This is a genomic window from Rhizobium sp. NZLR8 (assembly GCF_019685025.1).
In the GTDB taxonomy this organism is placed as follows: Bacteria; Pseudomonadota; Alphaproteobacteria; order Rhizobiales; family Rhizobiaceae; genus Rhizobium.
Window position 1 is genome coordinate 262,082 of sequence record NZ_JABDVY010000005.1, and the last position, 25,555, is coordinate 287,636.

The window sequence follows — 25,555 nt, forward strand, 5'->3', positions numbered from 1 at the left end:
TGTGAAGCCGAAAGTCAGTTTCTCATAAACGAAGTGCGGACGATTGGAAACGAAAACGGGCGGCATGTCGCCATGCCGCCCGTTCGATAAGGGACTGTCCCGATTATTCCGCGGCGTCGGCGGCAGCAGCGGCGGCGTCAGCAACCTTCTGAGCCTTTTCGGCGGCGCGTTCCTGGGCGCGCTTGCCAGGCTTTGCCTTGACCGGGTTGTTCTTGATTTCGCGCTTGGCAACGCCGGCTTCATCGAGGAAGCGCAGAACGCGATCGGTCGGCTGGGCGCCTTGTTCGATCCAATGCTTGATACGCTCGGCGTTCAGCTGAACGCGCTTCTCATCGTCCTTGGCAAGCATCGGGTTCCAGGAACCGAGGCTTTCGAGGAAGCGGCCGTCACGCGGGCTGCGCGCATCGGCGAGAACGACGTGGTAGTACGGGCGCTTCTTGGAGCCACCGCGGGCGAGACGAATTTTCAGTGCCATGTTCTTTACTCCTTAGGCTTTTCTTGATCGCCTGATTAGGCGGGGTTATCGGGCTGCGGCGCTCTGCTCAGCGTGATCCGCAGCGATCTGCTCATGATGCCGGATGACTTCCTTGATGACGAAGTTCAGGAACTTCTCGGCGAAATCCGGGTCCAGATTGGCAGCCTTCGCCAGCTGGCGAAGGCGTTCGATCTGGTATTCCTCGCGCGCCGGGTCGGCCGGCGGCAGATTGTATTTGGCCTTCAGCACGCCGACCTCTTTGGTGCAGCGGAAGCGTTCGGCCAGCATGTGCACGAGAGCGGCATCGATGTTGTCGATCGACTGACGATAGCTCGCGAGCTGGGCTTTGACGTTTGGATCAATCATGGGGCAAGCGATCCTTTCACTTCTTCTTCGGCAATCCGGGCAATCCCGGGAAACCACCGCCAAGGCCCGGCAGCTTGGCGCCGCCGAGGCCCGACAAACCACCCGGCAGACCGCCGAGACCGGGCATACCCCCACCCGGCTTTCCAAGTCCCGCCGCTTCTGCCTGCTTCTGCAAGGCTTCGAGCTGCCGGGGATCGATATTCGAGAGATCGGGCATACCGCCACCCATACCGCCCATGCCACCGCCAAGCCCCATCTTGCCGGCAAGGCCGCCCATCATCTGCTTCATCATGCCGCCTTTGCCCTTGCCGCCCATCATCTTCATCATGTCCGCCATCTGGCGGTGCATCTTCAGAAGTTTGTTGATGGCGGCGGCATCGGTGCCGGAGCCGGCGGCGATGCGCTTCTTGCGCGAATGCTTGAGCAGGTCGGGATTGGTGCGCTCGGCCTTGGTCATCGACTGGATGATGGCGATCTGACGGCCGAAAAGCCGGTCGTCGAGGCCGGCTGCGGCCATCTTGTCCTTCATGCCCGACATGCCGGGCATCATCCCCATAATGCCGCCCATACCGCCCATCTTCTGCATCTGGCGCAGCTGGTCGGCGAGGTCGTCAAGGTCGAATTTGCCCTTGGCCATCTTGGCGGCCATGGCGGCCGCCTTCTCGGCGTCGATATTCTCGGCCGCGCGCTCGACGAGCGAAACGATGTCGCCCATGCCGAGGATGCGGTCAGCGATGCGGCGGGGATGGAACTCCTCGAGCTCGCTCATCTTCTCGCCGACGCCGATCAGCTTGATCGGCTTGCCGGTGACGGCGCGCATCGAAAGGGCAGCACCGCCGCGACCGTCGCCGTCCATGCGGGTCAGCACCAGGCCGGTGATGCCGACGCGCTCGTCGAAACTGCGGGCGAGGTTGACGGCGTCCTGACCGGTGAGGCTGTCGGCGACCAGCAGGATTTCATGCGGGTTCGAGCGCTTCTTGATGTCGGCCATCTCGGCCATCAAGGGCTCGTCGATATGGGTGCGGCCGGCGGTATCGAGGATGACGACGTCATGGCCGCCGAGCTTGGCCGCCTGGACGGCGCGGGCGGCGATATCGGTCGGCGACTGGCCTGATATGACAGGCAGCGTGTCGATATTGGCCTGGGCGCCGAGCTGGCGAAGTTGCTCCTGGGCTGCCGGACGGCGCGTGTCGAGCGACGCCATCAGCACTTTCTTCTTATCGCGCGTCGACAGGCGGTGGGCGATCTTGGCCGTCGTCGTCGTCTTGCCGGAGCCCTGCAGGCCGACCATCATGACGACGACGGGGGCCGCCGCATGCAGGTCGATGCCGACACCTTCGCCGCCCAGCATCTCGATCAGTTCGTCATGGACGATCTTGACGACCATCTGGCCGGGCTTGATCGACTTCAGGATCTCGGCGCCGACGGCCTTTTCACGCACGCGGTCGGTAAAGGAGCGCACGACGTCGAGAGCGACGTCCGCCTCCAGCAAAGCACGGCGAACCTCGCGCAGCGCTGCGGAAACATCGGCTTCCGAAAGCGCGCCACGGCCTGTCAGTCCATTCAGAATGGATCCAAGACGGTCCTGGAGGTTTTCAAACATCGGCTCTTCCTTGATACGTTTCGGGCGGGGGGTCGGATATGCCCGGAAACGTCGTGCTTTTCCTTGACGAAAACAAGACGCAAAGCCAAAAAGCACCCGAGGGCGCATCGCGCTGTCGGGTGTTGACCTCCGGGATCTCAGGTCCCGGTCGGCGGCTCGGAGTCATGCGGCTCGTCGCGGATTGGGCGGGATAAACAGGAAACGCGCGGGAAAGTCAAGGCAGATGGGGCAACGGCTCGTCGCGATTTTTCAGAAGTCGCGTGATGTCGGCGTGCGCGACGGTGCCGTCCTGAAGAAACAACGCAGTCGATCGTCGATTGAACCGATGTATTGGACTTGCGATTCTGCCGGCGAATTCTGCCGGTTTTCAGATTTTACCGCTCAAAATTCCGCTCAGTCGTTCGAATTCGCTGTAGCGGCCAGTTGCAAATTATTCCGCTTGTGATTCTACTTTCTACTTAAGTGCGTCCTGTAAAATGATTCGTGAATATCCTTGATGCCGATGAATCGGCGGAGATATCGAATGTTAAATCCTGATATTGAGAGCTGGGCGCTGGCGCGGGCCCATCATATTGTTTTGAACGAAGGCCTGAACCTTGCAAAGGCGGCACAGGATCTGGATCGCAAGCGGTCCCGCTCGCTGGTCTACGAGCTGAGAAAGGTCATCACCGCAGCTATTGTCGAGGCGCATGCCGCGTCCTTCGATCCAGACGGCGCCGAGCGGTAAAGCCGAACCGGCTTGAAGGGTCGGCGGGCCACAGCGTCTGCCCGGCACTCATCCCACTGGTAATTCTTTCGCATTTCCGCCATATACACCGGAAAGACGGACGGATGATATCATGAGCGCAACGGTCGAATTCGCGAGGATGAACGGGCTTGGCAACAAGATCCTGGTTGTCGACATGCGCGGCCGGCCGGACAAGGTGACGCCTGCGGCGGCGGTTGCGCTCAATGTCGATCCGCAGACCGAGTTCGACCAGATCATGGCGATCCATGATCCGAAGGCCGAGGGCACCGACGCCTTCATCGATATCTTGAATTCCGACGGTTCGAAGGCGCAGGCTTGCGGCAACGGCACGCGCTGCGTCGTGCAGGCGCTGGCCGCCGAGACCGGCCGGAAGGCCTTCACCTTCCAGACGGTCGCCGGCATCCTCAACGCCGTCGAGCACGAGGACGGGACGGTCTCGGTAGATATGGGCCGGCCGGTGTTCGATTGGAACAGGATCCCGCTCGCCGAAGAATTCCACGATACCAGCCGCATCGAACTACAGATCGGACCGATCGACAATCCGGTGCTGCATTCGCCCTCGGTGATGTCGATGGGCAATCCGCATGCGATCTTCTGGGTGGATCGGGACGTGATGTCCCACGATCTCGCCCGCTTCGGACCGCTGCTGGAAAACCATCCGATGTTTCCCGAGCGCGCCAATATCACGCTGGCGCAGGTGACCTCGCCGACATCGATCACGACGCGCACCTGGGAGCGCGGCGCCGGGCTGACGCTCGCCTGCGGCTCGGCGGCCTGTTCCGCCGCTGTCAGCGCCGCACGCACCGGCCGCACCGGCCGCAAGGTGACGGTCAACGTCGCAAGCGCCAAGCCGCCGGCCACGCTTTCGATCGAATGGCGCGAGCGCGACGACCATGTCATCATGACCGGCCCAGCCGAATGGGAATGGTCGGGCAGGGTCGATCCTTCGACCGGTCTCTGGTCACGCGATGGTACCCCAGAGGCGGAGGCACAGTGAGCGGCATCGAGGTCATTACCTTCGGCTGCCGCCTCAACACATATGAATCGGAAGTGATGAAGGCGCAGGCTGAGAAGGCCGGGCTCAACAACGCCGTCCTGGTCAATACCTGTGCGGTCACCGGTGAGGCTGTGCGCCAGGCCCGCCAGGCGATCCGCCGGGTGCGACGCGACAATCCGCATGCCCGCATCATCGTCACCGGCTGCGCCGCACAGACTGAGAAAGAGACCTTCGCCGCGATGGCAGAGGTCGATGCCGTGCTCGGCAACGAGGAGAAGCTTTCGAGCGGCTCCTATCGCAGCCTGCCGGACTTCGGCGTTTCGGCCGAAGAGAAACTCCGTGTCAACGATATCATGAGCGTCAAGGCGACGGCGCCGCAGATGGTCAGGCATATCGACGGCCATGTGCGCGCCTTTATCCAGGTGCAGAATGGCTGCGACCACCGCTGCACCTTCTGCATCATCCCCTATGGCCGCGGCAATTCCCGCTCCGTGCCGATGGGAGCGGTCGTCGACCAGGCCCGCAAGCTCGTCGACAGCGGGTATCGCGAGATCGTGCTGACCGGCGTCGACGCCACAAGTTATGGCGGCGATCTGCCGGGGGCGCCGACGCTCGGATTTCTGGCGAAGACGCTGCTGAAACAGCTTCCGGATATTCGCCGCCTGCGGCTTTCCTCGATCGACAGCATCGAGGCCGATGCCCACCTGATGGATCTCATCGCCGACGAGTCCCGCTTCATGCCGCACCTGCATCTGTCGCTGCAGCATGGCGACGACATGATCCTGAAGCGGATGAAGCGCCGGCATTTGCGCGCCGATGCGCTGCGTTTCATCGAGGAGGCGCGCCGCCTTCGCCCCAATATGAGCTTCGGCGCCGACATGATCGCCGGCTTTCCCACCGAAACCGAAGAGATGTTCGAAAATGCCGTGCGGCTGGCCGAAGAGGCCGACATCGCGCATCTGCACGTCTTCCCCTACAGCCCCCGTCCCGGCACGCCGGCAGCCCGCATGCCGCAGCTCGACCGGTCGCAGGTCAAGGAGCGCGCCGCCAGGCTGCGTGCCACTGGACATAGGCTCCATCAAGCCCATCTCGACGGCATGATCGGCAGCCGGCAATGGCTGCTTGTCGAAAACAGCGGCCTGGCGCATACGGAAAACTTCACGCTTGCCGCGGCACCCGGCCTTCGTCCCGGCGAACTTGTGCCGGCCACGATCACCGGCCACAATGGCAAGCATCTCGACATGCAATTGACGGCCGCAGAGGCGGCCTGACTTCTCACGGAATCCCCATGGCGCTCAGTTTTATCAAAAAGGTCTTCACCTTCGGCAAGGACAAGCCGGCGGAGACAGATACGGTAGAGACTGCCGACGTAAAGGCGCTGCAAGCAGAACTTGAGCCGCATTCGCGCGAAGAGCATCTGCCGCTTGCCGATGATCCGGTTCTCGCCGAGGAAATGGATACGGCTGGCGGCCCGGCTGCCGATGTCGGACAGGGCGGGGCGGAGGAGCCTGCCGGCGAGGATGATGCCGAACCCGCTATCCTGCCCCCTGCTGACCAGTTGAGCGACATGGGTGTGGTGCCGCTTTCGCTGCTGGAGGCCGAGGCCACCGCAGAAGCGGAGACGGAAACCCAGCCGACCAACGGCAACGCTGCGGAAGCACCCCCCTCTGTCCCTTCGGGACATCTCCCCCACAAGGGGGGAGATCGTTCGGAGGCTGACGCGCCGGCTTCGGTCGAAGGGACAGCGGAAGTCGCAGAAGCGCTCTCAGAGGAAATTTCTGCTGAGATCAATGTAGAAGAAGACATTTCCGTTCAGCCGATCTCCCCCCTTGTGGGTGAGATGTCCGGCAGGGCAGAGGGGGGTATCACATCCACCGAGCCTTCCGAGACGATCGCCGAACAGCCGAAGCCGGAATCTCCCAGTCTTCCCAAAGGCTTTGCCACCGGGCCGGCAATCGTCGCGCCGGAACCCATTCTCCCGCAGCCGAAACTCAGCTGGTTCCAGCGCCTGCGCAACGGCCTTGCACGCACCTCCTCGCAGCTGACCGGCCAGATCACCGCGCTCTTTACCAAGCGCAAGCTTGATGACGAGACGCTGCAGGATCTGGAAGACCTGCTGATCCAGGCCGATCTTGGCGTCGAGACCGCCATGCGGGTCACCGATACCCTGGCTTCCGAGCGTTATGGCAAGGATGTCACCGGCGAGGACGTCAGCCGGATCATGGCGTCCGAAATCGCCAAGGTTCTGAAGCCGGTCGCCAAGCCGCTGCAACTCGACCTGTCGCACAAGCCGCATGTCATCCTCGTCGTCGGCGTCAACGGCACCGGCAAGACGACGACGATCGGCAAACTCGCGGCGAAGCTCTCCGGCGCCGGGCTGAAGGTGATGCTGGCTGCCGGCGACACCTTTCGCGCCGCGGCAATCGAGCAGCTGAAAATCTGGGCCGACCGGACGAAATCCGAATTCATCGGCACCAAACTCGGCGCCGATGCCGCCGGCCTTGCCTATGACGCCTTCGAACTGGCGAAAGCAAAAAAATGCGACGTGCTGATCGTCGATACCGCCGGCCGGCTGCAGAACAAGGCCGAGCTGATGGCCGAGCTCGAGAAGATCGTCCGCGTGCTTGGCAAGCTCGATCCCGATGCTCCGCACACCGTGCTGCAGACGCTCGACGCCACCACCGGGCAGAATGCGCTCAGCCAGGTCGAGATCTTCCGCAACGTCGCCGGCGTCAATGGGCTGATCATGACCAAGCTCGACGGCACGGCGCGCGGCGGCATTCTCGTTGCCATTTCCGCCAAGCATAAGCTGCCGGTCTATTTCATCGGGATCGGCGAGGGCGTCGAGGATCTGGAACCGTTCGAGGCTGAGGATTTCGCTCATGCCATTGCCGGACTTCCCCAATGATGCCACAGATATGCCGCCGAAAGCGTGCAAGGCACGGCCGGCAATCAGGTTTTCAGGAATAGCAGGTTTGAAGGACGCATGAGCACCGAAAGCGATATTACCCCGACCGCGGCCGACCGGCATCACCCGTTGCTGAAACTGGCACTGGAACTCGGGCCGCTGCTGATCTTCTTCTTCGCCAATCTGCGCGGCCAGTGGCTGGTGGAACGGTTTCCTGCTCTTTCGGAGCTGGGTGGTCCGCTGTTCGTCGCAACCGGGCTTTTCATGGCGGCGACGGCGATTTCGCTGATCGTTTCGAAGATTGTGCTCGGCCATCTGCCGATCATGCCGTTCGTCTCCGGCATCGTGGTGCTGATCTTCGGGGCGCTCGGCATCTACCTGCAGAACGAGACATTCATCAAGATGAAGCCGACCATCGTCAACGCGCTCTTCGGGGTGGCGCTGCTTGGTGGGCTTGCCTTCGGCAGGTCGCTGCTCGGCTACGTCTTCAATGCCGCCTTTCAGCTCGATCCGGAGGGCTGGCGCAAGCTCACCATTCGCTGGGGCATCTTCTTCCTGTTTCTCGCCGTGCTGAACGAGGTCGTCTGGCGCAATTTCTCCGACGGTACCTGGGTCGCCTTCAAGGTCTGGGGCACGATGCCGATCACCATCATCTTCACGCTGGCGCAGATGCCGCTGGTGCTCAAACATAGCATCAACCTGGAAACGGACGGCGAGAAGTGAGCGCGGCAGACGTCGAATATCGGGCCAGACACCAGACCTTCTGGTTTGTCGCCTGCCTTGCTGTGCTGGTCGCACAGATCGTCGCCGAATATATGATGGGCCGCGTGCCGATCTGCGCCTGCGGCTACGTCAAGTTGTGGGAGGGCGGGGTCAATACCAGCGGCAATTCGCAGCACCTGTCGGATTGGTACACGCCGTCGCATATCATCCACGGCTTCCTGTTCTACGGGCTCGGGCATCTGATCCTGCGCCGCAAACCGCTGGCAGCGAGGCTGCTGCTGGCGCTGTTCATCGAATCCGGCTGGGAACTGCTGGAGAATTCGCCTCTGATCATCGACCGCTACCGTACGGCGACGATCGCGCTCGACTATTACGGCGACAGCATCCTGAATTCGGCGATGGATACCGTCTTCATGTGCGTCGGTTTCTTCTTCGCAGCGCGTGCGCCAGTGGCGCTCACGGTTGCGATCGCCATCTTCTTCGAGATTTTCACCGGCTACATGATCCGCGACAACCTGACCCTCAACGTGGTGATGCTGATCTGGCCGGTGGAGGCGATCAAGGTCTGGCAGGGCGGCGGCGCGTAAGCTCTTACGAAACCGGCTTCCCCAATGCCTTTTCCATCGCTGGAAACAGCCCTTCCTTCAGGCTGATATCGTCGAAGGGGCCGACGCGTTTATAGAGGATCGTGCCGTCGGGGCCGACGAGGTAACTTTCCGGAATGCCGTAGACACCCCAGTCGATCGCTGCCTTGCCGTTCGGATCGATGCCGATCGCCTGATAGGGGTTGCCAAGCTCACCGAGGAAACGCACGGCGTTGTCGCTCTTATCCTTGTAGTTGATGGCGACGATGTTCAGCCGTCGGTCTTTCGCCAGCTCTTTCAAAACAGGATGTTCGTCCCGGCAGGGGATGCACCACGAGGCGAAGACGTTGACGAGGGTCAGCTTGCCGTTGACGGCGGCATCGGTCAGCGCCGGCAGGTTGGCGCCAGCGAGCGGCGGCAGGTTCAGCGCCGGCGCCTTGGTGCCGATCAGGGCGGAGGGGATTTCGGCGATGTTCTTGCCGTGGAAATCCTGGTCGTAGAGCATCTTTGCTGCCGTTGCGGCAATGCCGCCGAAGACGATCAGCGGCAGAAGCGCCAGCGCGTAGCGGCCAAGTCCGCGCGGTTTGGCGGTGGTGGTTTCAGGCGTCTCGCTCATTCGCCGTCCTTTGCGCGCGCCGAGCGGCGGCGAATGCCCGCGGCTTCGAGCGCTGCGAGTTCACGGCGGCGGGCTAGACCGTCGGCCCAGGTCCATAGCGTTACGACGACCGTCAGGAGCGCCGCAAAGCCATAGGAAGCGTAGACGTAGAAGGCATGCGTCACCGGCTATTCCTCCCGGCTCGCAAGGCGGGCGGCAAGACGGCGCTGGGCGGCAATGCGGCGGCGCCAGATCTCGTTGCGCATCGCCATGATATGCAGCGTGAAAAAAAGCAGGGTAAAGGCGATCGCCATGACGAAGAGCGGACGCAGGAATTCCGGATCGATCGCCGGGCCATCGAGGCGCATCACGCTTGCCGATTGATGCAGCGTATTCCACCACTCGACCGAGAACTTGATGATCGGGATGTTGACGAAGCCGACGAGGATGAGCACGGCGCTGACACGTGCGGCTCTCGACGGATCGTCAATGGCGCGGCTGAGCGCAATCAGGCCGAGATACATCAGGAAGAGAACGAAAACCGAGGTCAATCGCGCATCCCAAACCCACCAGGTGCCCCACATCGGCTTGCCCCAGAGCGAGCCGGTGACAAGCGCAAGCAGGGTAAAGGCGGCGCCGAGCGGCGCTGCGGCCTTGGCGGCAACGTCGGCGAGCGGATGGCGCCAGACCAGCGTGCCGATCGCCGAGATGCTCATGACCGTGTAGCACATCATCGCAAGCCAGGCCGCGGGCACATGGATGTACATGATGCGCACGGTTTCGCCCTGCTGGTAATCACCTTCTGTGGAGAAGCTGAGATAGAGGCCGATCGCGAAACAGAGGGCGGTAATGCCGGCCAGCCAGGGAATGACGCGCGCCGCCAGCGCCAAGAACCGGGTCGGGTTGGCGAGGTCGCTGAATTTGCTGATGGCAAGGCTGGTTTGGCTCATGTTCGCTTCCTTACCGTGATCCGACTTTTCCCGCAATCGGATGCCAATCAATCCGCCGTGTTTCGCAGCGCAAGGGCCGCGGCAGCCGGGCCGATGACCGCGAAGAACAGCGTCAGCGCGATGAGGATGAGAAAGGGCGGCAGGAACGGGGCGGGATCCTCGACGGCGGCATAGGTGGCGCTGACACCGAAGATCAGCACCGGGATGGTCAGCGGCAACACGAGGATCGAGACCAGCAGACCGCCGCGGGGCAATGCCACGGCGACGGCGGCGCCGACAGCGCCGATGAAGGTGATGGCGGGCGAGCCGACAAGCAGCGTCAGCGCGGTCGCGCCGATCGCCCTCTCGTCCATGTTCATGAAGAGGCCGAGCAGCGGCGAGGCGATGACCAGCGGCAGGCTGGTGGCGGTCCAGTGGGCGAAGCATTTGACCAGGACGGTCAGGACGAGCGGTGTTTCCTGCATCAGCATCAGGTCGAGCGATCCGTCATCGCGCTCGGCCTGGAACAGGCGGTCTAGGCCAAGAAGGGCGGCGAGCAGCGCGCCGATCCAGACGATGGCGGGGCCAATGCGCGAAAGCAGCTTGAGGTCCGGACCGACCCCGAAGGGGATGACGGCGACAATGGTCAGGAAGAACAGCACGCCAATCAGCGCGCCGCCGCCGGCGCGGATGGAGAGTTTGAGGTCGCGAAGGAAGAGGGCGGTCATGCGGGGCGGCTCTTTGCATGAGTTGTGGTCGGGGCGGCACCCCCCTCTGCACTGCCGGGCATCTCCCCCACAAGGGGGGAGATCGGCACGATGCATGGGCTTCGAGAAATCTTAATCGCGCGCCAAGCGGCCGCGTCCATCTGCAGCGTTTGACTGGGGCAAGAGGCCGCCCCTGGCCGATCTCCCCCCTTGTGGGGGAGATGCCCGGCAGGGCAGAGGGGGGGTGCAACGCCTCGAACCATCATCCCCACACTCCCTGATCCACACCGGCAAAGCCGGTCATCTTCAACTCGTGCGCATTCTTCAGCCCCAGCGGCTGATGCGTCGCCGCCAGCACGATGCCGCCTTTGGCCAGATGCGCTTCGATCAATTCGGCCAGCAGCTGGTCGGCGCGGGCATCCAGTGCGGCTGTCGGTTCATCGAGGATCCATAAGGGGCGATGGGCGACGAGCAGCTTGGCGAAGGCGAATCGACGCTGCTGGCCGGCGGAGAGGTAACCGAAGGGAAGGTGGGTGATCCCCGAAAGGCCGACGGCGTCAGCGGCGTCCTCGACGGAGAGACCGGCAGAGCCTCCTATACCGCCAAAAAAGCTGCGCCAGAAATCGAGGTTTTCTGCAACTGTAAGTTCATTCTTCATCGCATTTCGATGGCCAAGGTAGTGGCTGACCTCGGAAGAACGGCGGTCGTCTCCGCCCTCTCCGTCATGGAAGATGACGGCGCCTTTTTCCGGACTCAGGAGGCCGGCGACAACCCGCAGCAAAGTGGACTTTCCCGATCCATTTCTTCCCCTCAGCACAAGCGCCTCGCCGGCTGCCAAGTGAAAGGAAATGTTAACGAAAATGAGATCCTCACCGCGCCTGGCAGCCAGATTTTCGGCGGTGAGATGCATGCGTCGGCTCTTTCTTCGTTTCGGGTCGCGGCGGGGTCAAAAAATCTCCGATTTTGACCGCGCTCGGGTATGGCAAGTTTTTAGGAAATTATCTATAAGAGCCGCAACCACGCCAGCGGTCGGCGTGAATTTCATCCTTGCGCCGAACTTGGAGCATCTGTTCCACGTGCGGACAGCGGAAATGGCCGTACCCGCATCCTGATGTGCATTAAGTGCATAGGCGTTCGCACGACTGTGTTGGCTATCAGAACGGGGTCTCTCGTGTCTAAATCTCTTGACAGCTTCAATTGTCGTTCCACCCTTTCCGTTGGTGGAAAGGACTATGTCTATTACAGCCTGCCCAAGGCTGAGGCAAACGGTCTGGCCGGCGTCTCGAAGCTTCCCTATTCGATGAAGGTGCTGCTCGAAAACCTGCTGCGCTTCGAAGACGGCCAGTCGGTCACCAAGGAGCATATCCTCGCTGTTGCCGAATGGCTGAATAATAAGGGTGCGGTCGAAAACGAAATCGCCTACCGCCCGGCGCGCGTGCTGATGCAGGACTTCACCGGCGTTCCCGCCGTCGTCGATCTTGCCGCGATGCGCGACGCGATGGTGTCGCTCGGCGGCGATCCCGAGAAGATCAACCCGCTCGTTCCCGTCGATCTCGTCATCGACCACTCGGTCATCGTCGACGAATTCGGCACGCCGCAGGCTTTCGCCAGGAATGTCGAGCTGGAATACCAGCGCAACGGCGAGCGCTACCGCTTTCTGAAATGGGGCCAGCAGGCCTTCAAGAATTTCCGCGTCGTGCCTCCCGGCACCGGCATCTGTCATCAGGTCAATCTCGAATATCTCGGCCAGACCGTCTGGACCAAGGAAGAGGACGGCGAGACGATCGCCTATCCGGATACTTGCGTCGGCACCGACAGCCACACGACGATGATCAACGGTCTCGGCGTGCTCGGCTGGGGTGTGGGTGGTATCGAAGCTGAGGCGGCGATGCTCGGCCAGCCGGTCTCGATGCTGTTGCCCGAAGTCATCGGCTTCAAGCTGATCGGCAAGCTCAAGGAAGGCGTCACGGCGACCGACCTCGTCCTCACCGTCGTGCAGATGCTGCGCAAGAAGGGCGTCGTTTCGAAGTTCGTCGAATTCTTCGGCCCCGGCATGGACAATATGCCGCTCGCCGACCGCGCAACGATCGGCAATATGGGTCCGGAATACGGCGCCACCTGCGGCTTCTTCCCGGTCGATGGCGAGACTATCAACTACCTCACCGTGTCCGGCCGCACGCATGACCGGATCGCTCTCGTCGAGGCCTATTCGAAGGCCCAGGGCATGTGGCGTGATGGCGACGGTTCAGATCTCGTCTTCACCGATACGCTGGAACTCGATCTTGGCGACGTGGTGCCGTCGATGGCCGGCCCGAAGCGTCCGGAAGGCCGCATCTCGCTCGAGAACATCGCGACCGGCTTTGCCGGCTCGATGGATGCCGATTACAAGAAGCCGGGCCAGCTCAACAACCGCTACGCCGTCGAAGGCACGGATTTCGATCTCGGCCATGGCGACGTGGCGATCGCTGCCATCACCTCGTGCACCAACACTTCCAATCCGTCGGTACTGATCGCTGCCGGGCTTCTGGCTCGCAACGCCGTAGCCAAGGGCCTGAAGACGAAGCCCTGGGTGAAGACCTCGCTGGCACCGGGATCGCAAGTCGTCGGCGAATATCTTGCCACGTCAGGCCTGCAAGCCGATCTCGACAAGCTCGGCTTCAACCTCGTCGGCTTCGGCTGCACCACCTGCATCGGCAATTCCGGCCCGCTGCCGGCGCCGATCTCGAAGACGATCAACGACAAGGGCCTGATCGTTTCCGGCGTCCTTTCCGGCAACCGCAACTTCGAAGGCCGCATTTCGCCCGACGTGCAGGCGAACTACCTGGCTTCGCCGCCGCTCGTCGTCGCCTATGCGCTCGCCGGTACGGTGCAGATGGATCTGACCAAGGAGCCGATCGGCGAAGACCAGAACGGCAATCCGGTTTATCTCAAGGATATCTGGCCGACCTCGCACGAGGTGCAGGAGTTCATCCAGAAATACGTGACCCGCGAACTTTACGAAAGCAAGTATGCCGACGTCTTCAAGGGCGACGTCAACTGGCAGGCAGTTCAGGTTCCTCCGGGCCAGACCTATGCCTGGGACGACGATTCGACCTATGTCCAGAACCCGCCCTACTTCGTCGGCATGGGCAAGAAGGGCACCGGCATCGCCGATATCAAGGGCGCCCGCGTCCTTGGCCTGTTCGGCGACAAGATCACCACCGACCACATTTCGCCGGCCGGTTCGATCAAAGCGGCATCCCCTGCAGGTGCCTATCTGCTCGGCCATGAGGTCGCCGTTGCCGACTTCAACCAGTACGGCACACGCCGCGGCAACCATGAAGTGATGATGCGCGGCACCTTCGCCAATATCCGCATCCGCAACCATATGCTCGGCCCGAACGGCAAGGAAGGTGGCTACACCATCCACTACCCGTCGAAGGAAGAGACCTCGATCTACGACGCGGCGATGCAGTACAAGGCCGAAGGCGTGCCGCTCGTCATCTTCGCCGGTGTCGAATATGGCAACGGCTCCTCGCGCGACTGGGCTGCCAAGGGCACCAATTTGCTCGGCGTCAAGGCTGTCGTCGCCCAGTCCTTCGAGCGTATCCATCGCTCGAACCTGGTCGGCATGGGCATCATTCCTTTCGTCTTCGAAGAGGGTACGACCTGGCAGAGCCTCGGCCTGAAGGGCGACGAGCTCGTCACCATCGAGGGCTTGGAAAAGATCAAGCCGCGCGAGAAGAAGATCGCCAAGATCACCTATGGCGACGGCACTGTGAAGGAAGTTCCGCTGCTGTCGCGCGTCGATACGCTCGACGAGGTGGTCTACCTCAACAATGGCGGCATCCTGCAGACGGTTCTGCGCGATCTCGCTGCCTGATTGTTAAGAGCTTCATAATATGATGATGGCCGCCGGAGAGCATTTTCCGGCGGCTTTTCTTTGCGGCGACGGTATTTGAGGGACCTCACGATGATTTGTTTTATGCGGGTTCCGGTTGCGCTGCGTCTCACCCGTTCGTGACTTTTCGTTTGGATCCGGAAGGATTATTCGTACGTTCATATGTCAGGGCCTCCGGTCGAACACGCCGTCGGCGCTGAAAAAGAGGTGCAGGTGAATGTCCCCCCGTTTTCTGATTCCGCTGATCGCCGGCGTTGTTCTCTCAGGCCCGCTTCAGGCCGAAGACGGCACGCCGAAAGGTGTCGTCGAACTGTTTACGGCGCAGGGCTGCTCCTCCTGTCCTCCCGCGGATGCTGCTTTCCGTAAGCTGGTGAGCCAGGGCGATGTCATCGCGCTCGCCTATCATGTCGATTACTGGAACTATCTCGGCTGGGCCGATACGCTGAGCTCGAAGGAAAACACCGAGCGGCAATATGGCTATGCGAGGACAATGGGCCGCAGCAACGTCTACACGCCGCAGGCCATCGTCAACGGGCGCGGTCATCTGGCCGGCGCCGATCTCAACGGTATCAACGGCAAGCTCGATACCTATAGCGGCGAAGGCAACGGGCTGACCGTCCCCATCAGCGCGTCGATGCGCGGCGACGAGCTGGAGATCAAGATCGGCGCGGGACAGGGCAAAGCCAATGTCGTGATGGTGTATTTCGACAAGGAAAAGACCATCGACGTCGAAAAGGGCGAGAACAGCGGAAAGAAGATTTCCTATCTGCACAGCGTCACCAATGTCGAAACCGTCGGCATGTGGGACGGCAAGGCGACCAGTCTGACGCTGCCAGCCAGTGTCCTGCAGCGGCCGCAGCTCGAGGGCTGCGCGATCCTGCTGCAATCGGCGACCGACAACGGCGATCCGGCTGCGATCCTTGGGGCGACCGTGGTGATGGCTGGAAAAAACATCTGAGATTTCATCCGCTTGCGGATGAAGTACCGGGCGGCCCGGCTGAGCGTATTCGGGGCTGGGGTTAAGGTCGATACGCTCCGCCGGGCCCTTTGGCGCGCTGGCGCCAAACCGGGATTCATAATTCTCCTGCAAATGAGGCGCTGTTTTGACTGAAATGCGGCGCTACCGAGAAAGCGACAACGCTATTATGCGCATCGGACGATGCGCCGATTCAAAGTGCTACGGCATCCTTGCGCGTCCAACGCGCGGCGCTGGAGTGCGGCCGAATGTGACGGCCGGCACTCTTGCAATTTGCGGCGGCTCGGGCACACTGTCACTCTCCTGTCACATGCAGAGGCCTCGGAGACTGAATGACAGATCAGCCGGATTTGCGACACGGCGAAAGCCGTTCCGTCGACAATAGTTCCTCAGTCGTCGTCGATCTCAGGGAATACAAGCAAAGCAAAGATCCACTTCCGGTGACCTTTCATCGGCGCGAACTGGATGCGATCCTCTGGATCTACGGCCGTATGGTCGGTGACGGCGAATGGCGCGACTACGCCATCGATCATCTGAAAGACAGGGCGGTATTTTCCGTCTTCAAACGCTCCGGTGAAATGCCGCTCTTCCGCGTCGAGAAAAATCCCAAGCTTGCCGCCAAGCAGGGCGCCTATTCGGTGATCAACGTCCACGGCACCATTCTGAAGCGCGGTCACGAGTTGAACCAGGTGTTGAAGGTGTTCGACAAGGCGCTGAAGCTGGTCGATAAGTAAGCCGAAACACTTTTTCTGCATGTCGTTATCCCGGAACCGCTGCACACTTCCGGGCGACATGCATCAGCCGGCAAACAGCGTGCCGGGATAGATGGACGGATCCGGATCGGTCGTCATACCCTCGCCGAGGACGCGCTGCATGAGCATCGTATCCAGCCAGCGGCCATGCTTGTAGCCGGCCCCCCGCATCAGGCCGACCTCCACGAAGCCCGCCTTGAGATGAAGCGCGATCGAGGCGGGGCTGGCGCCGCCGATGACCGCGATCATCTGACGAAAACCGAGACCGGTGCAGCGGTCGATCAGCTCGGTCATCAATGCTTTGCCGATGCCGCGGCCGCGGGCTTCGGGCGCCAGATAGATCGAATCCTCGACTATCCAGCGATAGGCCGGGCGGACGCGAAAGGCCGAGGCATAGGCGTAGCCGAGCAGGTTTCCGTCAGCATCGGCTGCGGCGATATAGGGATATTGCTGGCCGACGATCGCCGCAAACCGCTGCGCCATCTCAGCCTCGGACGGCGGCGTGATCTCATAGCTCGACGTGCCGTTCAGGACGGATTCGCGATAGATTTCGGCGATGGCGGGGATATCGGCTTCGGAAGCATTGCGCAGGAGGAAGGACATTTCGGCGGCAGGTCCATCGGAGGGCAAGGTCTCTCCTAAACCATTCCGCGAAAGCCGGCGCAACAAAAAAGGCGGCCGAAGCCGCCTTTTCGATCTCAGTCTGTCCTGCTTATTTACGGTTGCCCATGAACTGGAGCAGGAACATGAAGAGGTTGATGAAGTCGAGATAGAGCGTCAGCGCACCCATGATCGCCTTGCGGCCGGCCACGGCGACGTCATCGGCTTCCAGGTACAATTCCTTGATCCGCTGCGTGTCGTAGGCGGTAAGGCCTGCGAAGATCAGGACGCCGATCGCGGAGATCGCGAACTGCAGCGCGGACGACGCCAGGAAGATGTTGACGATTGAAGCGATGATCAGGCCAAAAAGACCCATGATCAGGAACGAGCCCATCGCCGACAGGTTACGCTTCGTGGTGTAGCCGTAAAGCGACAGCGCGCCGAAGGAGGCGGCGGTGACGAAGAAGGTCTGAACGACGCTCTGGCCGGTGTAGACCAGGAAGATCGACGAGAGCGACAGGCCGACAAGTGCGGCATAGACCCAGAAAGTCGTCTGGGCGGCGGCCACGCTCATGCTGTTAATGCGGAAGCTCAGGAAGAAGACGGCCGCAAGAGGCGCAAGGATGACGACCCAGCGCAAAGGCGACTGGAACAGCAGCACGCCGAACTGGGTGAGCTGGCCGTCCTGAACAGCGAAGTTGAATCCGAGATATGCGGCCACGCCGGTGATCGCCAGACCCAGCGCCATCAGGTTGTAAACCTTGAGCATATAAGTGCGCAGGCCTTGATCAATCATCTCGCCGGTCTGCGCGCGGCTTTGATAGTTACGAAGGTCAGCCATAGTTTCCTCTTACAAGCTCCGATGGAAATACGGTGTCGGGTTTTCGACCCGGGCGCCGCTGCGGAGCTCCAGCATGCCTGCAGACAATATGAGGCTTTCGCCGATCGCAAACAAGAGGCTTGCAAAGGCTCGGTCGGTTAAATCGCCGTAAGGTGAAGGGTTTGGGCGTCGCTATCCGGTCAGAGTTCGCGCAGGACGGGCGCCGCCTTCTGTCCGAGGATCCGCCAGGTGCCGATGAGGCCGATGCCGACGGTGAGGACGAGCGCGGTCACCAGCGTCAGCCCCGCCACATCGGGCAGGAAGGTCGAGGGCAGGCGCATGATGCGGGCGACGATGAACCAGGCGGCAACGCCGCCGGCGATCAACGCGAAGATTGCGGTTGCCAGCCCGAGGATCAGATATTCGTAGCTGAAGGCGCGGATCAGCATGGCGCGGGTGGCGCCAAGCGTCTTCAGCACCACCGCGTCGTGGGTGCGCGCCCGGTTTCCGGCGGCAAGCGCGCCGGCCAAGACGAGGATCGAGGCGATGAGAGCAACGGAGGCGGCGGCGCGAATTGCGGTCGCAAGCTCGCCGACCAGCTGGTTGACGATATCGATCGCGTCCTTGACGCGGACGCTGGTGATCGTCGGATAGGTGTTGGTGACGGATTTCAGGATCGCCGCATCTTCGGCCGGTGTCGAGGAGCGATCAGTGAGGGTCGCCAGCCAGGCATGCGGGGCGCCGCGGAAGGTGTTCGGCGAGAAAACCATGACGAAGTTGATCGACAGCGATTCCCATTGGACGCGGCGCAGATTGGCGATTTTCGCGGTAATATTGCGGCCGAGCACGTTGACGGTGATCTTATCGCCGATCTTCAGGCCGAGTTCATGCGCCTCTTCCGACGAGAAGGAGACGAGCGGCTCGCCGCTGTAATCCTTGCCCCACCAGTTACCTTCCGTGAGGGCGGCATTCTCCGGCAGGGTGTCGGCATAGGTGATGCCGCGATCGCCGTTCAGCACCCAGCGGCCGGCGGCCGGCACGTCCAACTTGGTGACATCTTCGCCGTTGAAGGCGACGATCCGGCCGCGCAGCATCGGCACTTCAACGAGCTTGCCCTGCGGCGCCTGCGCCTTGACGAGATCGCGGAAGGCGTCGACCTCGGCGCTCTGGATATCGACGAAAAAGAAGTTCGGCGCGCCTTCGTTCATGCGGCCGGTCAGCTGCCGACGCAGGTTGCCGTCGATCAAGGTCAGCGTCACCAGCAAAGCCAGGCCGAGGCCGAGCGAGAGCACGACCGAGGGCGTCAGCGCGCCGGGGCGATGGATGTTGCCGATTGCCAGCCGCAATGCCGGCGAGTTGACGCGCGGGCTGCGGCGCGCAAGCCAGGCGATCAGCGCGGCGACAAGGCGAAGGGCGACGAAGGCAAAGACGATCGCGCCGACGAAGACGACGGCGATGAAGCGGTCATAGGCGGTGACGATGGCAAGGCCGGCAAGGGCGGCCATGAACAGCGCGGCCAGCAGGATGTAGGGCCAGGAGGGCAGGCGGCGGGCCTCGAAACCCTGCTCGCGGAAGAGTGCCGTCGCAGGCACTTCGCGGGCGTGGCCGAGCGGCAGGATGGCGAAGGCGAGTGTCGTCAGGATGCCGAAGAGCGTGGCAAGCAGCAGGGCGCCGGGATAAAGGGTCGGCGCAGTCGAGACCGGCAGGAACTGCGCCAGGAACTGCGCGGCGAAGATCGGCGACAGGGCGCCGATGACGAGGCCGATCAGGATGCCGCCAAGCGCGATGATGGCGATCTGGAAGAGATAGATCAACACGACGACCTGCGCCGGCGCACCCAGACATTTGAAGGTGGCGATGGTGGTGCGTTTGGAATCGAGAAAGGCGCGCACGGCATTGGCGACACCGACGCCGCCGACGATCAGCGCGGTCAGGCCGACCAGCGTCAGGAACTGCGAGAAACGGGTGATGTTTTCGGTGAGCGAGGGTGCGGCGCGGTCGCTGGTGCGAACAGCCCAGCCGGCGGAGGGGAATTCCTTGGTGGCGCGCGCCTGAATGCCCGACATCGCGCCCTTGTCTTCCAGCCGGATCTTGTAGGCATGTTCGACTAGGCTTCCCGTCTGGATCAGCCCGGAGGCTGCGAGCGCCCGGCGGCTGACGAGCAGGCGCGGCGCAAAGCCAAAACCCTCCGACAATGCATCCGGCTCGGTTTTCACCGTGCCGGTGATGCTGAGCTTGACGGTGCCGAGCAGCAATTCGTCGCCGACCGCAAGCCCGAGCCGATCGAGAAGCAGCGGGGCTGCGACCGCACCATAGGTGCCGCCTTGGCCTGAAAGCAGGGCTGCGAGCGGATAGTCCGGCTCGGCCACGAAGCGGCCGTAGAGCGGGTAGGCGTCATCGACGGCCTTGACCTCGACCAGCGCCTGATCGGAACCGTCAGGCTTGCGGGCCATCGAGCGCAGGCCCGTCGAGACCGAAACGGTGCCGAGGCCGTCGAGGAAGCCCATTTCCTCGGGCGTCGCCTCGCGATTGTTGAGCTCGAAACGCACGTCGCCGGCCAGCAGCTCCTGCCCCTGCGAAGCGATCGTGTCGGTGATCGACTGCGACACGGAATTGACCGCGGCGATCGCACCCGTGCCGAGGGCGATACAGGCGAGGAAGATGTAGAAGCCGCGAATGCCGCCGCGCAGCTCGCGGAGCGCCAGGCGAAAAGCGAGCGAGACGCGCGGCGTGATGATGCTCATGCGATCGCCGCCTCGTTGTGGCGGGCGGCGCTGTCGCCTTCGATCCTGCCGGAGCGGACGCGGATCTGGCGCGAGCAGCGGTTTGCGAGCGAGACGTCATGGGTGACGAGCAACAGGGTCATGCCGCGTTCGGCCTGCTTGGAGAACAGCAGGTCGGCGATCTGGCGACCGGTCTCGGTGTCGAGATTGCCTGTGGGTTCATCGGCGATCAGCAGGGCCGGAGAGGGGGCAAGCGCCCTGGCGATCGCCACGCGCTGCTGTTCGCCGCCGGAAAGCTGGCCGGGATAATGGTTCAGCCGTTCACCGAGGCCGACCGATTTCAGCTCGCGATGGGCGATCTCGAAAGCGTTGCCGACATTGGCGAGTTCCAGCGGCACGGCAACGTTTTCCAGCGCCGTCATGTTGGCGATCAGGTGGAAGGACTGGAAGACGATACCGATGTTGCGGCCGCGGAAATCGGCGACCTGATCCTCGCTCAGCGTATGAAGCGGCGTGTCGTTGATGTTGATTTCGCCGCTGTCGAGTTTCTCCAGCCCGGCAAGCACCATCAGCAGGGTCGATTTGCCGGAACCGGACGGGCCGACGATGCCGACGGATTCGCCGGCAGAGACATCGAGATCGATGCCCTTCAGCACATGCACGGAGGCGGCTGCACTGCCGAGGGTCAGATCGGCGCCCTTCAACTCGATGATGGTTTTTGCCAACAGAAATCGCCCTATATAAATCCATAATTGAATGGCCGCATAACAGCACTTCGCCAATCTAGGGAAGCCAGAATGAGATTTAAAGTTGCCGCGCTTCAATTCACCGTCATTGCCGTCTCGCTGATCTTTGCCGTTGCAGCGGATGCCCGAACGATCAATCTCGTTGGTTTCGGGGACAGTTTGATGGCGGGCTACCAGCTGCCGCCCGGCGACGGCTTTCCGGAAAAGCTGCAGGCGGCCCTGAAGGCGAAGGGGCTCGACGTCGCCGTTGCCAATGCCGGGGTCTCCGGTGACACGACGTCAGGGGGGCTTGCTCGCATCGACTGGTCGATACCTGACGGCACCGATGGCGTCATATTGGAGCTTGGCGCCAATGATGCGTTGCGCGGCATCCCGCCTGAAGAAAGCGAGAAGAATCTCGATCAGATGATTGCTCGGCTAAAGGATCGCGGGATTGCCGTTTTGCTTGCCGGCATAATGGCGCCGCCGAACATGGGGGCGGATTATGCGGCGCGGTTCAATCCGATTTACCAGAGGCTTTCGGAAAAACACGGACTTCCGCTCTACGCGTTCTTTCTCGACGGTGTCGCGCTGGATCCAGGGCTTAAACTCGAAGACGGCATGCATCCGAATACGAGAGGTGTCGAGATCATGGTCGGGAAGATGGAGCCGGCCGTCACAAATTTCGTCGAAGCGATTTCTTCTGTGAAGAAATAGGGGCTTGCGCGGTCGTTGATTGCGTGATTCCGTGTGAGCATCTGCAAAAGATTCGGGGAGTGCTCGTTATGCCGAGACTTTTTACCGCCCTCGAAATTCCGCGCAATGCGGCGATGAGCCTTTCATTGCTGCGCGGTGGCCTCCCCGGAGCACGATGGATCGATGTGGAGAATTACCACATCACCCTGCGCTTCATCGGTGATGTCGACGGCCGCACGGCTGATGAAATCGTAGAACGACTCGACCGGATCGACCGGCCGGAATTCCAGTTCCGGCTCGAAGGCATCGGTTCCTTCGGTTCGAAGAAACCGCATTCGGTCTGGGCCGGTGTTTCGCAATCGCCTGAAATGCATGCGCTGCAGGGTGAGATCGAGCGCATCTGCCAGCGTATCGGCCTGCCGCCGGATCCGCGCAAATTCATGCCGCATGTGACGCTGGCGCGGCTTAAATCGTCGCGGCTCGACGATGTCGTGCAATATCTGGCGGGACGCGGCAACTTCCACACCGCAAGTTTCACCGCGCCGCGCTTCGTGCTGCTTTCGTCGCGCGAATCGGTCGGCGGGGGGCCCTACCTCACCGAGGAAGTGTTCCCGCTGCACGAGGCGCGCTCGACGCCCAGCGTTTCGAGCAGGCTGCTGCAGCCGGTCAAGAGCCTGGTATAGACCAGCTCGAAACCTGCCGGGCCGCCATAATAGGGATCGGGAATATCCTCTCCCGTTCCAAGCGCGGTATCGCCGAAAAGACGGATGGTTGCCTCAGGCGGCGCGATCTTTTCGAGCGCCGCCACATTATCGCGGTCCATGGCCAGGATCAGATCGAAATCCCTGAAATCGCTGGAGCGGATTCGGCGGGCGCGTTGCCCGGATATGTCGATCCCGTGGCTTTTCGCCGTGGCGATCGACCGCAGGTCAGGCAGCTCGCCTTCATGCCAGCCGCCGGTTCCGGCGGAATCGATCGTGAAGCGGCCACTCAAATCCGCCTCGGCGGCGACGTGGCTGAAAATTCCCTCCGCCAGAGCATGATGCCGAAAAGTGTAAGCGGTTTTCGGACGACATCATGCTCTAACTCTTTAATGTAGAACAGGATTCAGATTTTAGGCCGACCCGGCCTAAAATCATCCTGTTCTAGCGGAGAACGGCATATATTGCCCATGCAAACGAAGAGGATGCTGATGCGTTTCATCGGTAGACCTGTCGGACACACAGGAGGAGCATGGCATGAAAATGGAAAGACTGGAACGGACGGCGGTCGAGGCGCAACTGGCGGGGCTTGCGGGCTGGGCGCTCAATGATGCGGCCTCTTCGATATCGAAGAGCTTCAAGTTTGCAAATTTTATCGAGGCTTTCGGCTTCATGACGGAGACGGCGATCACGGCCGAGAAGCTCAACCACCATCCTGAATGGTTCAACGTCTATTCCAGGGTGGATGTGACGCTGAACACGCATGATGCCGGCGGACTGACGGAGCTGGATTTCAAGCTCGCCAAGGCGATGGAGAAGGTTGCGTCGCGACGCGGCGTTTGAAAGCGGGGCCGATTGAAAGGGGTCGATTGAAAGAGTGGGCGCCATCACCATATGTTCGCTTGGACGAAAGGAGGCAGGGATGAACGACGTCAAATTCGGGGAAATCCTGTTGCCAGGCGACGAGGACACCCAGAGCCGACGGGAAAAGACCGTACGGCAGAAATTCTGGCCGACTTTCCGGCGGGCTGTGCGGCAAATTCCGTTCTCACGCGATGTCGTCGCCGGTTTCTACTGCGCGCTCGATCCGCAGACGCCGACGAAGGTGCGCGGCGTGCTGCTCGCAGCGCTTGCCTATTTCGTCATGCCGATCGACATAATCCCGGATGTTTTCGCCGTCATCGGCTTTTCCGACGACATCGCCGTGCTCTCGGCGGCCTTCGCCATGGTGCGTGGCCATATCCGCCCGGGCCACTACGAGGCGGCCGACCGCGTTCTGGCCGACCGGACCGAAGAAACGATGAAGACGATCTAAGCCATCTCGCGTTCCAGCACCTTGCGGAGCTTGCCGAAGGCAAGCCGGATTCGCGACTTCACCGTGCCGAGCGGCAGCCCGGTCGCTTCGGCGATTTCCGAGTGCGATTGACCGAGGAAGAAGGCGGCGCGCAGCATATCGCGCTGCTCCTCCGGCAATTGGCCGACGGCGGCGCGTATCCTGGCGTCGCGATCGTCGTTGGCGACGATTTCCTCCGCGCCGATTTCGGCCGGCGGCTGCAGAGTCGGATCGGTTTCATCGAAGATGCGGGTATTGACGCGGCGCTGCATGTCGATGCGGCGATTGCGGGCAATGCGGAAAAGCCAGGTCGAGAGCGAAGATCGCGTGGCATCGTAGAGATCTGCCTTGTGCCAGAGCACGATCATGGTCTCCTGAACCAGTTCCTCGGCCTCGCCTGAGGTCATCTTCTGGCGCATCAGCCAGGCTTTCAGCCGGGGTGCGAAATAGTCGAACAGGATGGAAAAGGCCTGCTGGTCGCGATCTCTGGCGACGGCCTTTGCGAGGGCAGCGAAACGCTGTCTTTCCTCGGCATCCATTTCCCCTCACCAGCCCCCTGCGCAATAAATTCGTATCGGATTTCCAAGTCTTAATGAGGTACAACGGATTTGGGAAAGGTCAAACTCTTGCCTGAATCTTTGTGTCTTAAATTCAGCGGAACGGACGGCCAGTACCATCGGGACACGGTGTTGCAGCCGATACCGTCAAAGGGTCGAAAATTGACACTCGAGCTGAAATGACACAGGCACATACAAATCGCGGCTATTGTTGACCATTTGGTAACCTGAATTAAGTCAAAATAAAGCAGATCGTGATTATGCGGCGCCCGCTATGATCGCTTCGGGCCTTGATCGCAAGAACCGGCAGGAATCCATGTTTGTAAAAAGTATCGTATCCGCTCTCGCACTCACCCTTGTTATGGCCGGAGTTGCGGCAGCGCAACAGGCCGCCGCGCCGAACCGCATCCAGCAGTTCCAGGCATGGGGCGCCTACTCCTACAAGTCGGGCAATAGCACCGTGTGCTATGTGCTGTCCGTTCCGACGGCAAAGCAGCCGGCAAGCGTTGACCACGGCGACAACTTCTTCATCGTCTCGCAGCGTCCGGGCCAGAACATCTCCTACGAACCGCAGGCGATGATGGGCTACACGGTGAAGGAAAATTCGAAGATCAACGTCGTCATCGACAACAAGACCTTCGTGATGTTCACCAAGGACAAGGCCGGCTGGGTCGAGAATGCGGCGCAGGAGCCAGCCCTCGTCGCGGCGATGAAGACCGGTCATTCGATGACGGTGAATGCCGTTTCGCGCAAGGGCACCGGCACCTCCTACAGCTATTCGCTCTCCGGCATCTCGGCTGCGCTGAAGCAGATCGAAAGCTGCAAGTAAGCAGCCTTTCCCACCGCAGAATTTCGAGAGGGGCCGGCCTTGCGCCGGCCCCTCTCGATTCCATCTAAAGCGCAGCGGGATCTTTCAGATTCGCTTTCCACGCTTTAGGTCTTTGGTTTCCACATGTCGTTGTCGCAAAACCGCCGCACAGTTTTGCGCGACACGCTATGTAGTGACGGGCGGGCAAAATGATGCTAAAGCCGGCCCAACAGCGGATAGATCGCGATCAGTCGCCGTTCCGCCATTCAATTTTTGCCGATCTGCCGTCATGCGTCCGCAAGTCTTCCGGTTCACCCTGAAGCATGCGGGCTCGCAGGGGCAGGACATG

General features: G+C 61.5%; 29 protein-coding genes. 15 read left to right on the forward strand and 14 right to left on the reverse strand.

Going from position 1 to position 25,555, the window contains the following annotated elements; all coding sequences use genetic code 11:
• Window positions 1–103 precede the first annotated feature (103 nt).
• From rpsP to ffh, 3 genes are read right to left on the reverse strand one after another with little or no spacing between them, the layout of a single operon-like run.
• On the reverse strand, window positions 104–475 hold the full coding sequence (rpsP, locus tag HJB89_RS14250) for a 30S ribosomal protein S16 (RefSeq protein WP_221115450.1): 372 nt from the start codon (window positions 473–475) through the stop codon (window positions 104–106).
• 45 nt (window positions 476–520) lie between these two features.
• Window positions 521–841, reverse strand: coding sequence for a chorismate mutase (locus tag HJB89_RS14255; RefSeq protein WP_003543666.1), 321 nt, complete (start codon window positions 839–841; stop codon window positions 521–523).
• Between the two features lie 16 nt (window positions 842–857).
• The gene (ffh, locus tag HJB89_RS14260; RefSeq protein WP_207582158.1) at window positions 858–2,444 is read right to left on the reverse strand and encodes a signal recognition particle protein; all 1,587 of its coding nucleotides are present in this window, start codon (window positions 2,442–2,444) and stop codon (window positions 858–860) included.
• A gap of 223 nt (window positions 2,445–2,667) precedes the next feature.
• Here ffh and HJB89_RS14265 point away from each other — a divergent pair, with 223 nt between their 5' ends.
• The 7 genes from HJB89_RS14265 (at window position 2,668) to HJB89_RS14295 (ending at window position 8,407) form a co-directional block, all read left to right on the forward strand.
• Entirely contained in the window at window positions 2,668–2,889 is a 222-nt protein-coding gene (locus tag HJB89_RS14265) for a hypothetical protein (protein ID WP_221131655.1), read from the forward strand.
• 57 nt (window positions 2,890–2,946) lie between these two features.
• The gene (locus tag HJB89_RS14270; RefSeq protein WP_207584398.1) at window positions 2,947–3,171 is read left to right on the forward strand and encodes a hypothetical protein; all 225 of its coding nucleotides are present in this window, start codon (window positions 2,947–2,949) and stop codon (window positions 3,169–3,171) included.
• A gap of 112 nt (window positions 3,172–3,283) precedes the next feature.
• A complete protein-coding gene (dapF, locus tag HJB89_RS14275) occupies window positions 3,284–4,189 on the forward strand; it encodes a diaminopimelate epimerase (protein WP_207582157.1) in 906 nt (301 codons plus the stop codon).
• Entirely contained in the window at window positions 4,186–5,460 is a 1,275-nt protein-coding gene (gene mtaB, locus HJB89_RS14280) for a tRNA (N(6)-L-threonylcarbamoyladenosine(37)-C(2))-methylthiotransferase MtaB (protein ID WP_221115454.1), read from the forward strand. The genes dapF and mtaB overlap by 4 nt, the downstream gene beginning before the upstream one ends.
• A gap of 17 nt (window positions 5,461–5,477) precedes the next feature.
• Window positions 5,478–7,097, forward strand: coding sequence for a signal recognition particle-docking protein FtsY (gene ftsY / locus HJB89_RS14285; protein ID WP_221115455.1), 1,620 nt, complete (start codon window positions 5,478–5,480; stop codon window positions 7,095–7,097).
• Window positions 7,098–7,175: 78 nt separating this feature from the next.
• Window positions 7,176–7,820 (forward strand): septation protein A, encoded by a 645-nt coding sequence (locus tag HJB89_RS14290; protein WP_007632438.1) that lies wholly within the window; start codon window positions 7,176–7,178, stop codon window positions 7,818–7,820.
• On the forward strand, window positions 7,817–8,407 hold the full coding sequence (locus HJB89_RS14295; RefSeq protein WP_221115456.1) for a DUF2585 domain-containing protein: 591 nt from the start codon (window positions 7,817–7,819) through the stop codon (window positions 8,405–8,407). The genes HJB89_RS14290 and HJB89_RS14295 overlap by 4 nt, the downstream gene beginning before the upstream one ends.
• A gap of 4 nt (window positions 8,408–8,411) precedes the next feature.
• Here the strand turns inward: HJB89_RS14295 and HJB89_RS14300 are convergent, their stop codons facing one another.
• The 5 genes from HJB89_RS14300 to ccmA form a co-directional block, all read right to left on the reverse strand.
• Window positions 8,412–9,020 carry a DsbE family thiol:disulfide interchange protein gene (locus HJB89_RS14300; RefSeq protein ID WP_207582153.1) on the reverse strand — a complete coding sequence of 203 codons (609 nt, stop codon included), beginning with the start codon at window positions 9,018–9,020 and terminating at the stop codon, window positions 8,412–8,414.
• Window positions 9,017–9,184, reverse strand: a complete 168-nt coding sequence (ccmD, locus tag HJB89_RS14305) for a heme exporter protein CcmD (RefSeq protein ID WP_207582152.1) — start codon at window positions 9,182–9,184, stop codon at window positions 9,017–9,019. Before ccmD ends, HJB89_RS14300 begins: the two co-directional genes overlap by 4 nt.
• Before the next feature lie 3 nt (window positions 9,185–9,187).
• Window positions 9,188–9,949 (reverse strand): heme ABC transporter permease, encoded by a 762-nt coding sequence (locus HJB89_RS14310; protein WP_207582151.1) that lies wholly within the window; start codon window positions 9,947–9,949, stop codon window positions 9,188–9,190.
• Window positions 9,950–9,996: 47 nt separating this feature from the next.
• Window positions 9,997–10,656, reverse strand: a complete 660-nt coding sequence (gene ccmB, locus HJB89_RS14315; RefSeq protein WP_207582150.1) for a heme exporter protein CcmB — start codon at window positions 10,654–10,656, stop codon at window positions 9,997–9,999.
• A gap of 241 nt (window positions 10,657–10,897) precedes the next feature.
• The gene (gene ccmA / locus HJB89_RS14320) at window positions 10,898–11,545 is read right to left on the reverse strand and encodes a heme ABC exporter ATP-binding protein CcmA (RefSeq protein ID WP_221150099.1); all 648 of its coding nucleotides are present in this window, start codon (window positions 11,543–11,545) and stop codon (window positions 10,898–10,900) included.
• A 261-nt stretch (window positions 11,546–11,806) separates the two neighbouring features.
• Between ccmA and acnA the strand changes: the two genes are divergently transcribed.
• The 3 genes from acnA (at window position 11,807) to HJB89_RS14335 (ending at window position 16,225) form a co-directional block, all read left to right on the forward strand.
• Complete coding sequence (gene acnA / locus HJB89_RS14325) at window positions 11,807–14,497, forward strand: aconitate hydratase AcnA (protein WP_207582148.1); 2,691 nt, start codon at window positions 11,807–11,809, stop codon at window positions 14,495–14,497.
• 235 nt (window positions 14,498–14,732) lie between these two features.
• Entirely contained in the window at window positions 14,733–15,473 is a 741-nt protein-coding gene (locus HJB89_RS14330; protein WP_207582147.1) for a thioredoxin family protein, read from the forward strand.
• A 350-nt stretch (window positions 15,474–15,823) separates the two neighbouring features.
• Window positions 15,824–16,225, forward strand: coding sequence for a DUF2794 domain-containing protein (locus tag HJB89_RS14335; protein ID WP_164007576.1), 402 nt, complete (start codon window positions 15,824–15,826; stop codon window positions 16,223–16,225).
• Window positions 16,226–16,288: 63 nt separating this feature from the next.
• Here the strand turns inward: HJB89_RS14335 and HJB89_RS14340 are convergent, their stop codons facing one another.
• The 4 genes from HJB89_RS14340 to HJB89_RS14355 all read right to left on the reverse strand — a co-directional run bounded on the left by HJB89_RS14340 (window position 16,289) and on the right by HJB89_RS14355 (window position 21,111).
• Window positions 16,289–16,846, reverse strand: coding sequence for a GNAT family N-acetyltransferase (locus HJB89_RS14340; protein ID WP_207584397.1), 558 nt, complete (start codon window positions 16,844–16,846; stop codon window positions 16,289–16,291).
• A 109-nt stretch (window positions 16,847–16,955) separates the two neighbouring features.
• Window positions 16,956–17,684 carry a Bax inhibitor-1/YccA family protein gene (locus HJB89_RS14345; RefSeq protein ID WP_007632456.1) on the reverse strand — a complete coding sequence of 243 codons (729 nt, stop codon included), beginning with the start codon at window positions 17,682–17,684 and terminating at the stop codon, window positions 16,956–16,958.
• A 179-nt stretch (window positions 17,685–17,863) separates the two neighbouring features.
• Window positions 17,864–20,407 (reverse strand): ABC transporter permease, encoded by a 2,544-nt coding sequence (locus HJB89_RS14350; RefSeq protein WP_221150100.1) that lies wholly within the window; start codon window positions 20,405–20,407, stop codon window positions 17,864–17,866.
• The gene (locus HJB89_RS14355; protein ID WP_221140126.1) at window positions 20,404–21,111 is read right to left on the reverse strand and encodes an ABC transporter ATP-binding protein; all 708 of its coding nucleotides are present in this window, start codon (window positions 21,109–21,111) and stop codon (window positions 20,404–20,406) included. Before HJB89_RS14355 ends, HJB89_RS14350 begins: the two co-directional genes overlap by 4 nt.
• Window positions 21,112–21,183: 72 nt before the next feature.
• Here HJB89_RS14355 and HJB89_RS14360 point away from each other — a divergent pair, with 72 nt between their 5' ends.
• Both HJB89_RS14360 and thpR read left to right on the forward strand, forming a co-directional pair.
• The gene (locus HJB89_RS14360; protein ID WP_221140128.1) at window positions 21,184–21,828 is read left to right on the forward strand and encodes an arylesterase; all 645 of its coding nucleotides are present in this window, start codon (window positions 21,184–21,186) and stop codon (window positions 21,826–21,828) included.
• Between the two features lie 68 nt (window positions 21,829–21,896).
• Window positions 21,897–22,490, forward strand: a complete 594-nt coding sequence (gene thpR, locus HJB89_RS14365) for an RNA 2',3'-cyclic phosphodiesterase (RefSeq protein ID WP_207582144.1) — start codon at window positions 21,897–21,899, stop codon at window positions 22,488–22,490.
• Here thpR and HJB89_RS14370 read toward each other — a convergent pair.
• A complete protein-coding gene (locus HJB89_RS14370; RefSeq protein WP_207584396.1) occupies window positions 22,397–22,843 on the reverse strand; it encodes a low molecular weight protein-tyrosine-phosphatase in 447 nt (148 codons plus the stop codon). The two genes, thpR and HJB89_RS14370, sit on opposite strands and share 94 nt — an antisense overlap.
• Window positions 22,844–23,045: 202 nt before the next feature.
• On the opposite strand from HJB89_RS14370, the gene HJB89_RS14375 reads away from it, so the two are divergent.
• The gene (locus HJB89_RS14375; protein WP_207582143.1) at window positions 23,046–23,351 is read left to right on the forward strand and encodes a 4a-hydroxytetrahydrobiopterin dehydratase; all 306 of its coding nucleotides are present in this window, start codon (window positions 23,046–23,048) and stop codon (window positions 23,349–23,351) included.
• Window positions 23,352–23,430: 79 nt separating this feature from the next.
• Window positions 23,431–23,823, forward strand: a complete 393-nt coding sequence (locus tag HJB89_RS14380) for a YkvA family protein (RefSeq protein WP_207582142.1) — start codon at window positions 23,431–23,433, stop codon at window positions 23,821–23,823.
• On the opposite strand, the gene HJB89_RS14385 is transcribed toward HJB89_RS14380, so the two are convergent.
• Window positions 23,820–24,380, reverse strand: coding sequence for a sigma-70 family RNA polymerase sigma factor (locus HJB89_RS14385; RefSeq protein WP_221150101.1), 561 nt, complete (start codon window positions 24,378–24,380; stop codon window positions 23,820–23,822). The genes HJB89_RS14380 and HJB89_RS14385 overlap by 4 nt on opposite strands.
• A 334-nt stretch (window positions 24,381–24,714) precedes the next feature.
• Between HJB89_RS14385 and HJB89_RS14390 the strand changes: the two genes are divergently transcribed.
• Entirely contained in the window at window positions 24,715–25,227 is a 513-nt protein-coding gene (locus HJB89_RS14390; RefSeq protein WP_007632470.1) for an invasion associated locus B family protein, read from the forward strand.
• Window positions 25,228–25,555: the final 328 nt, after the last annotated feature.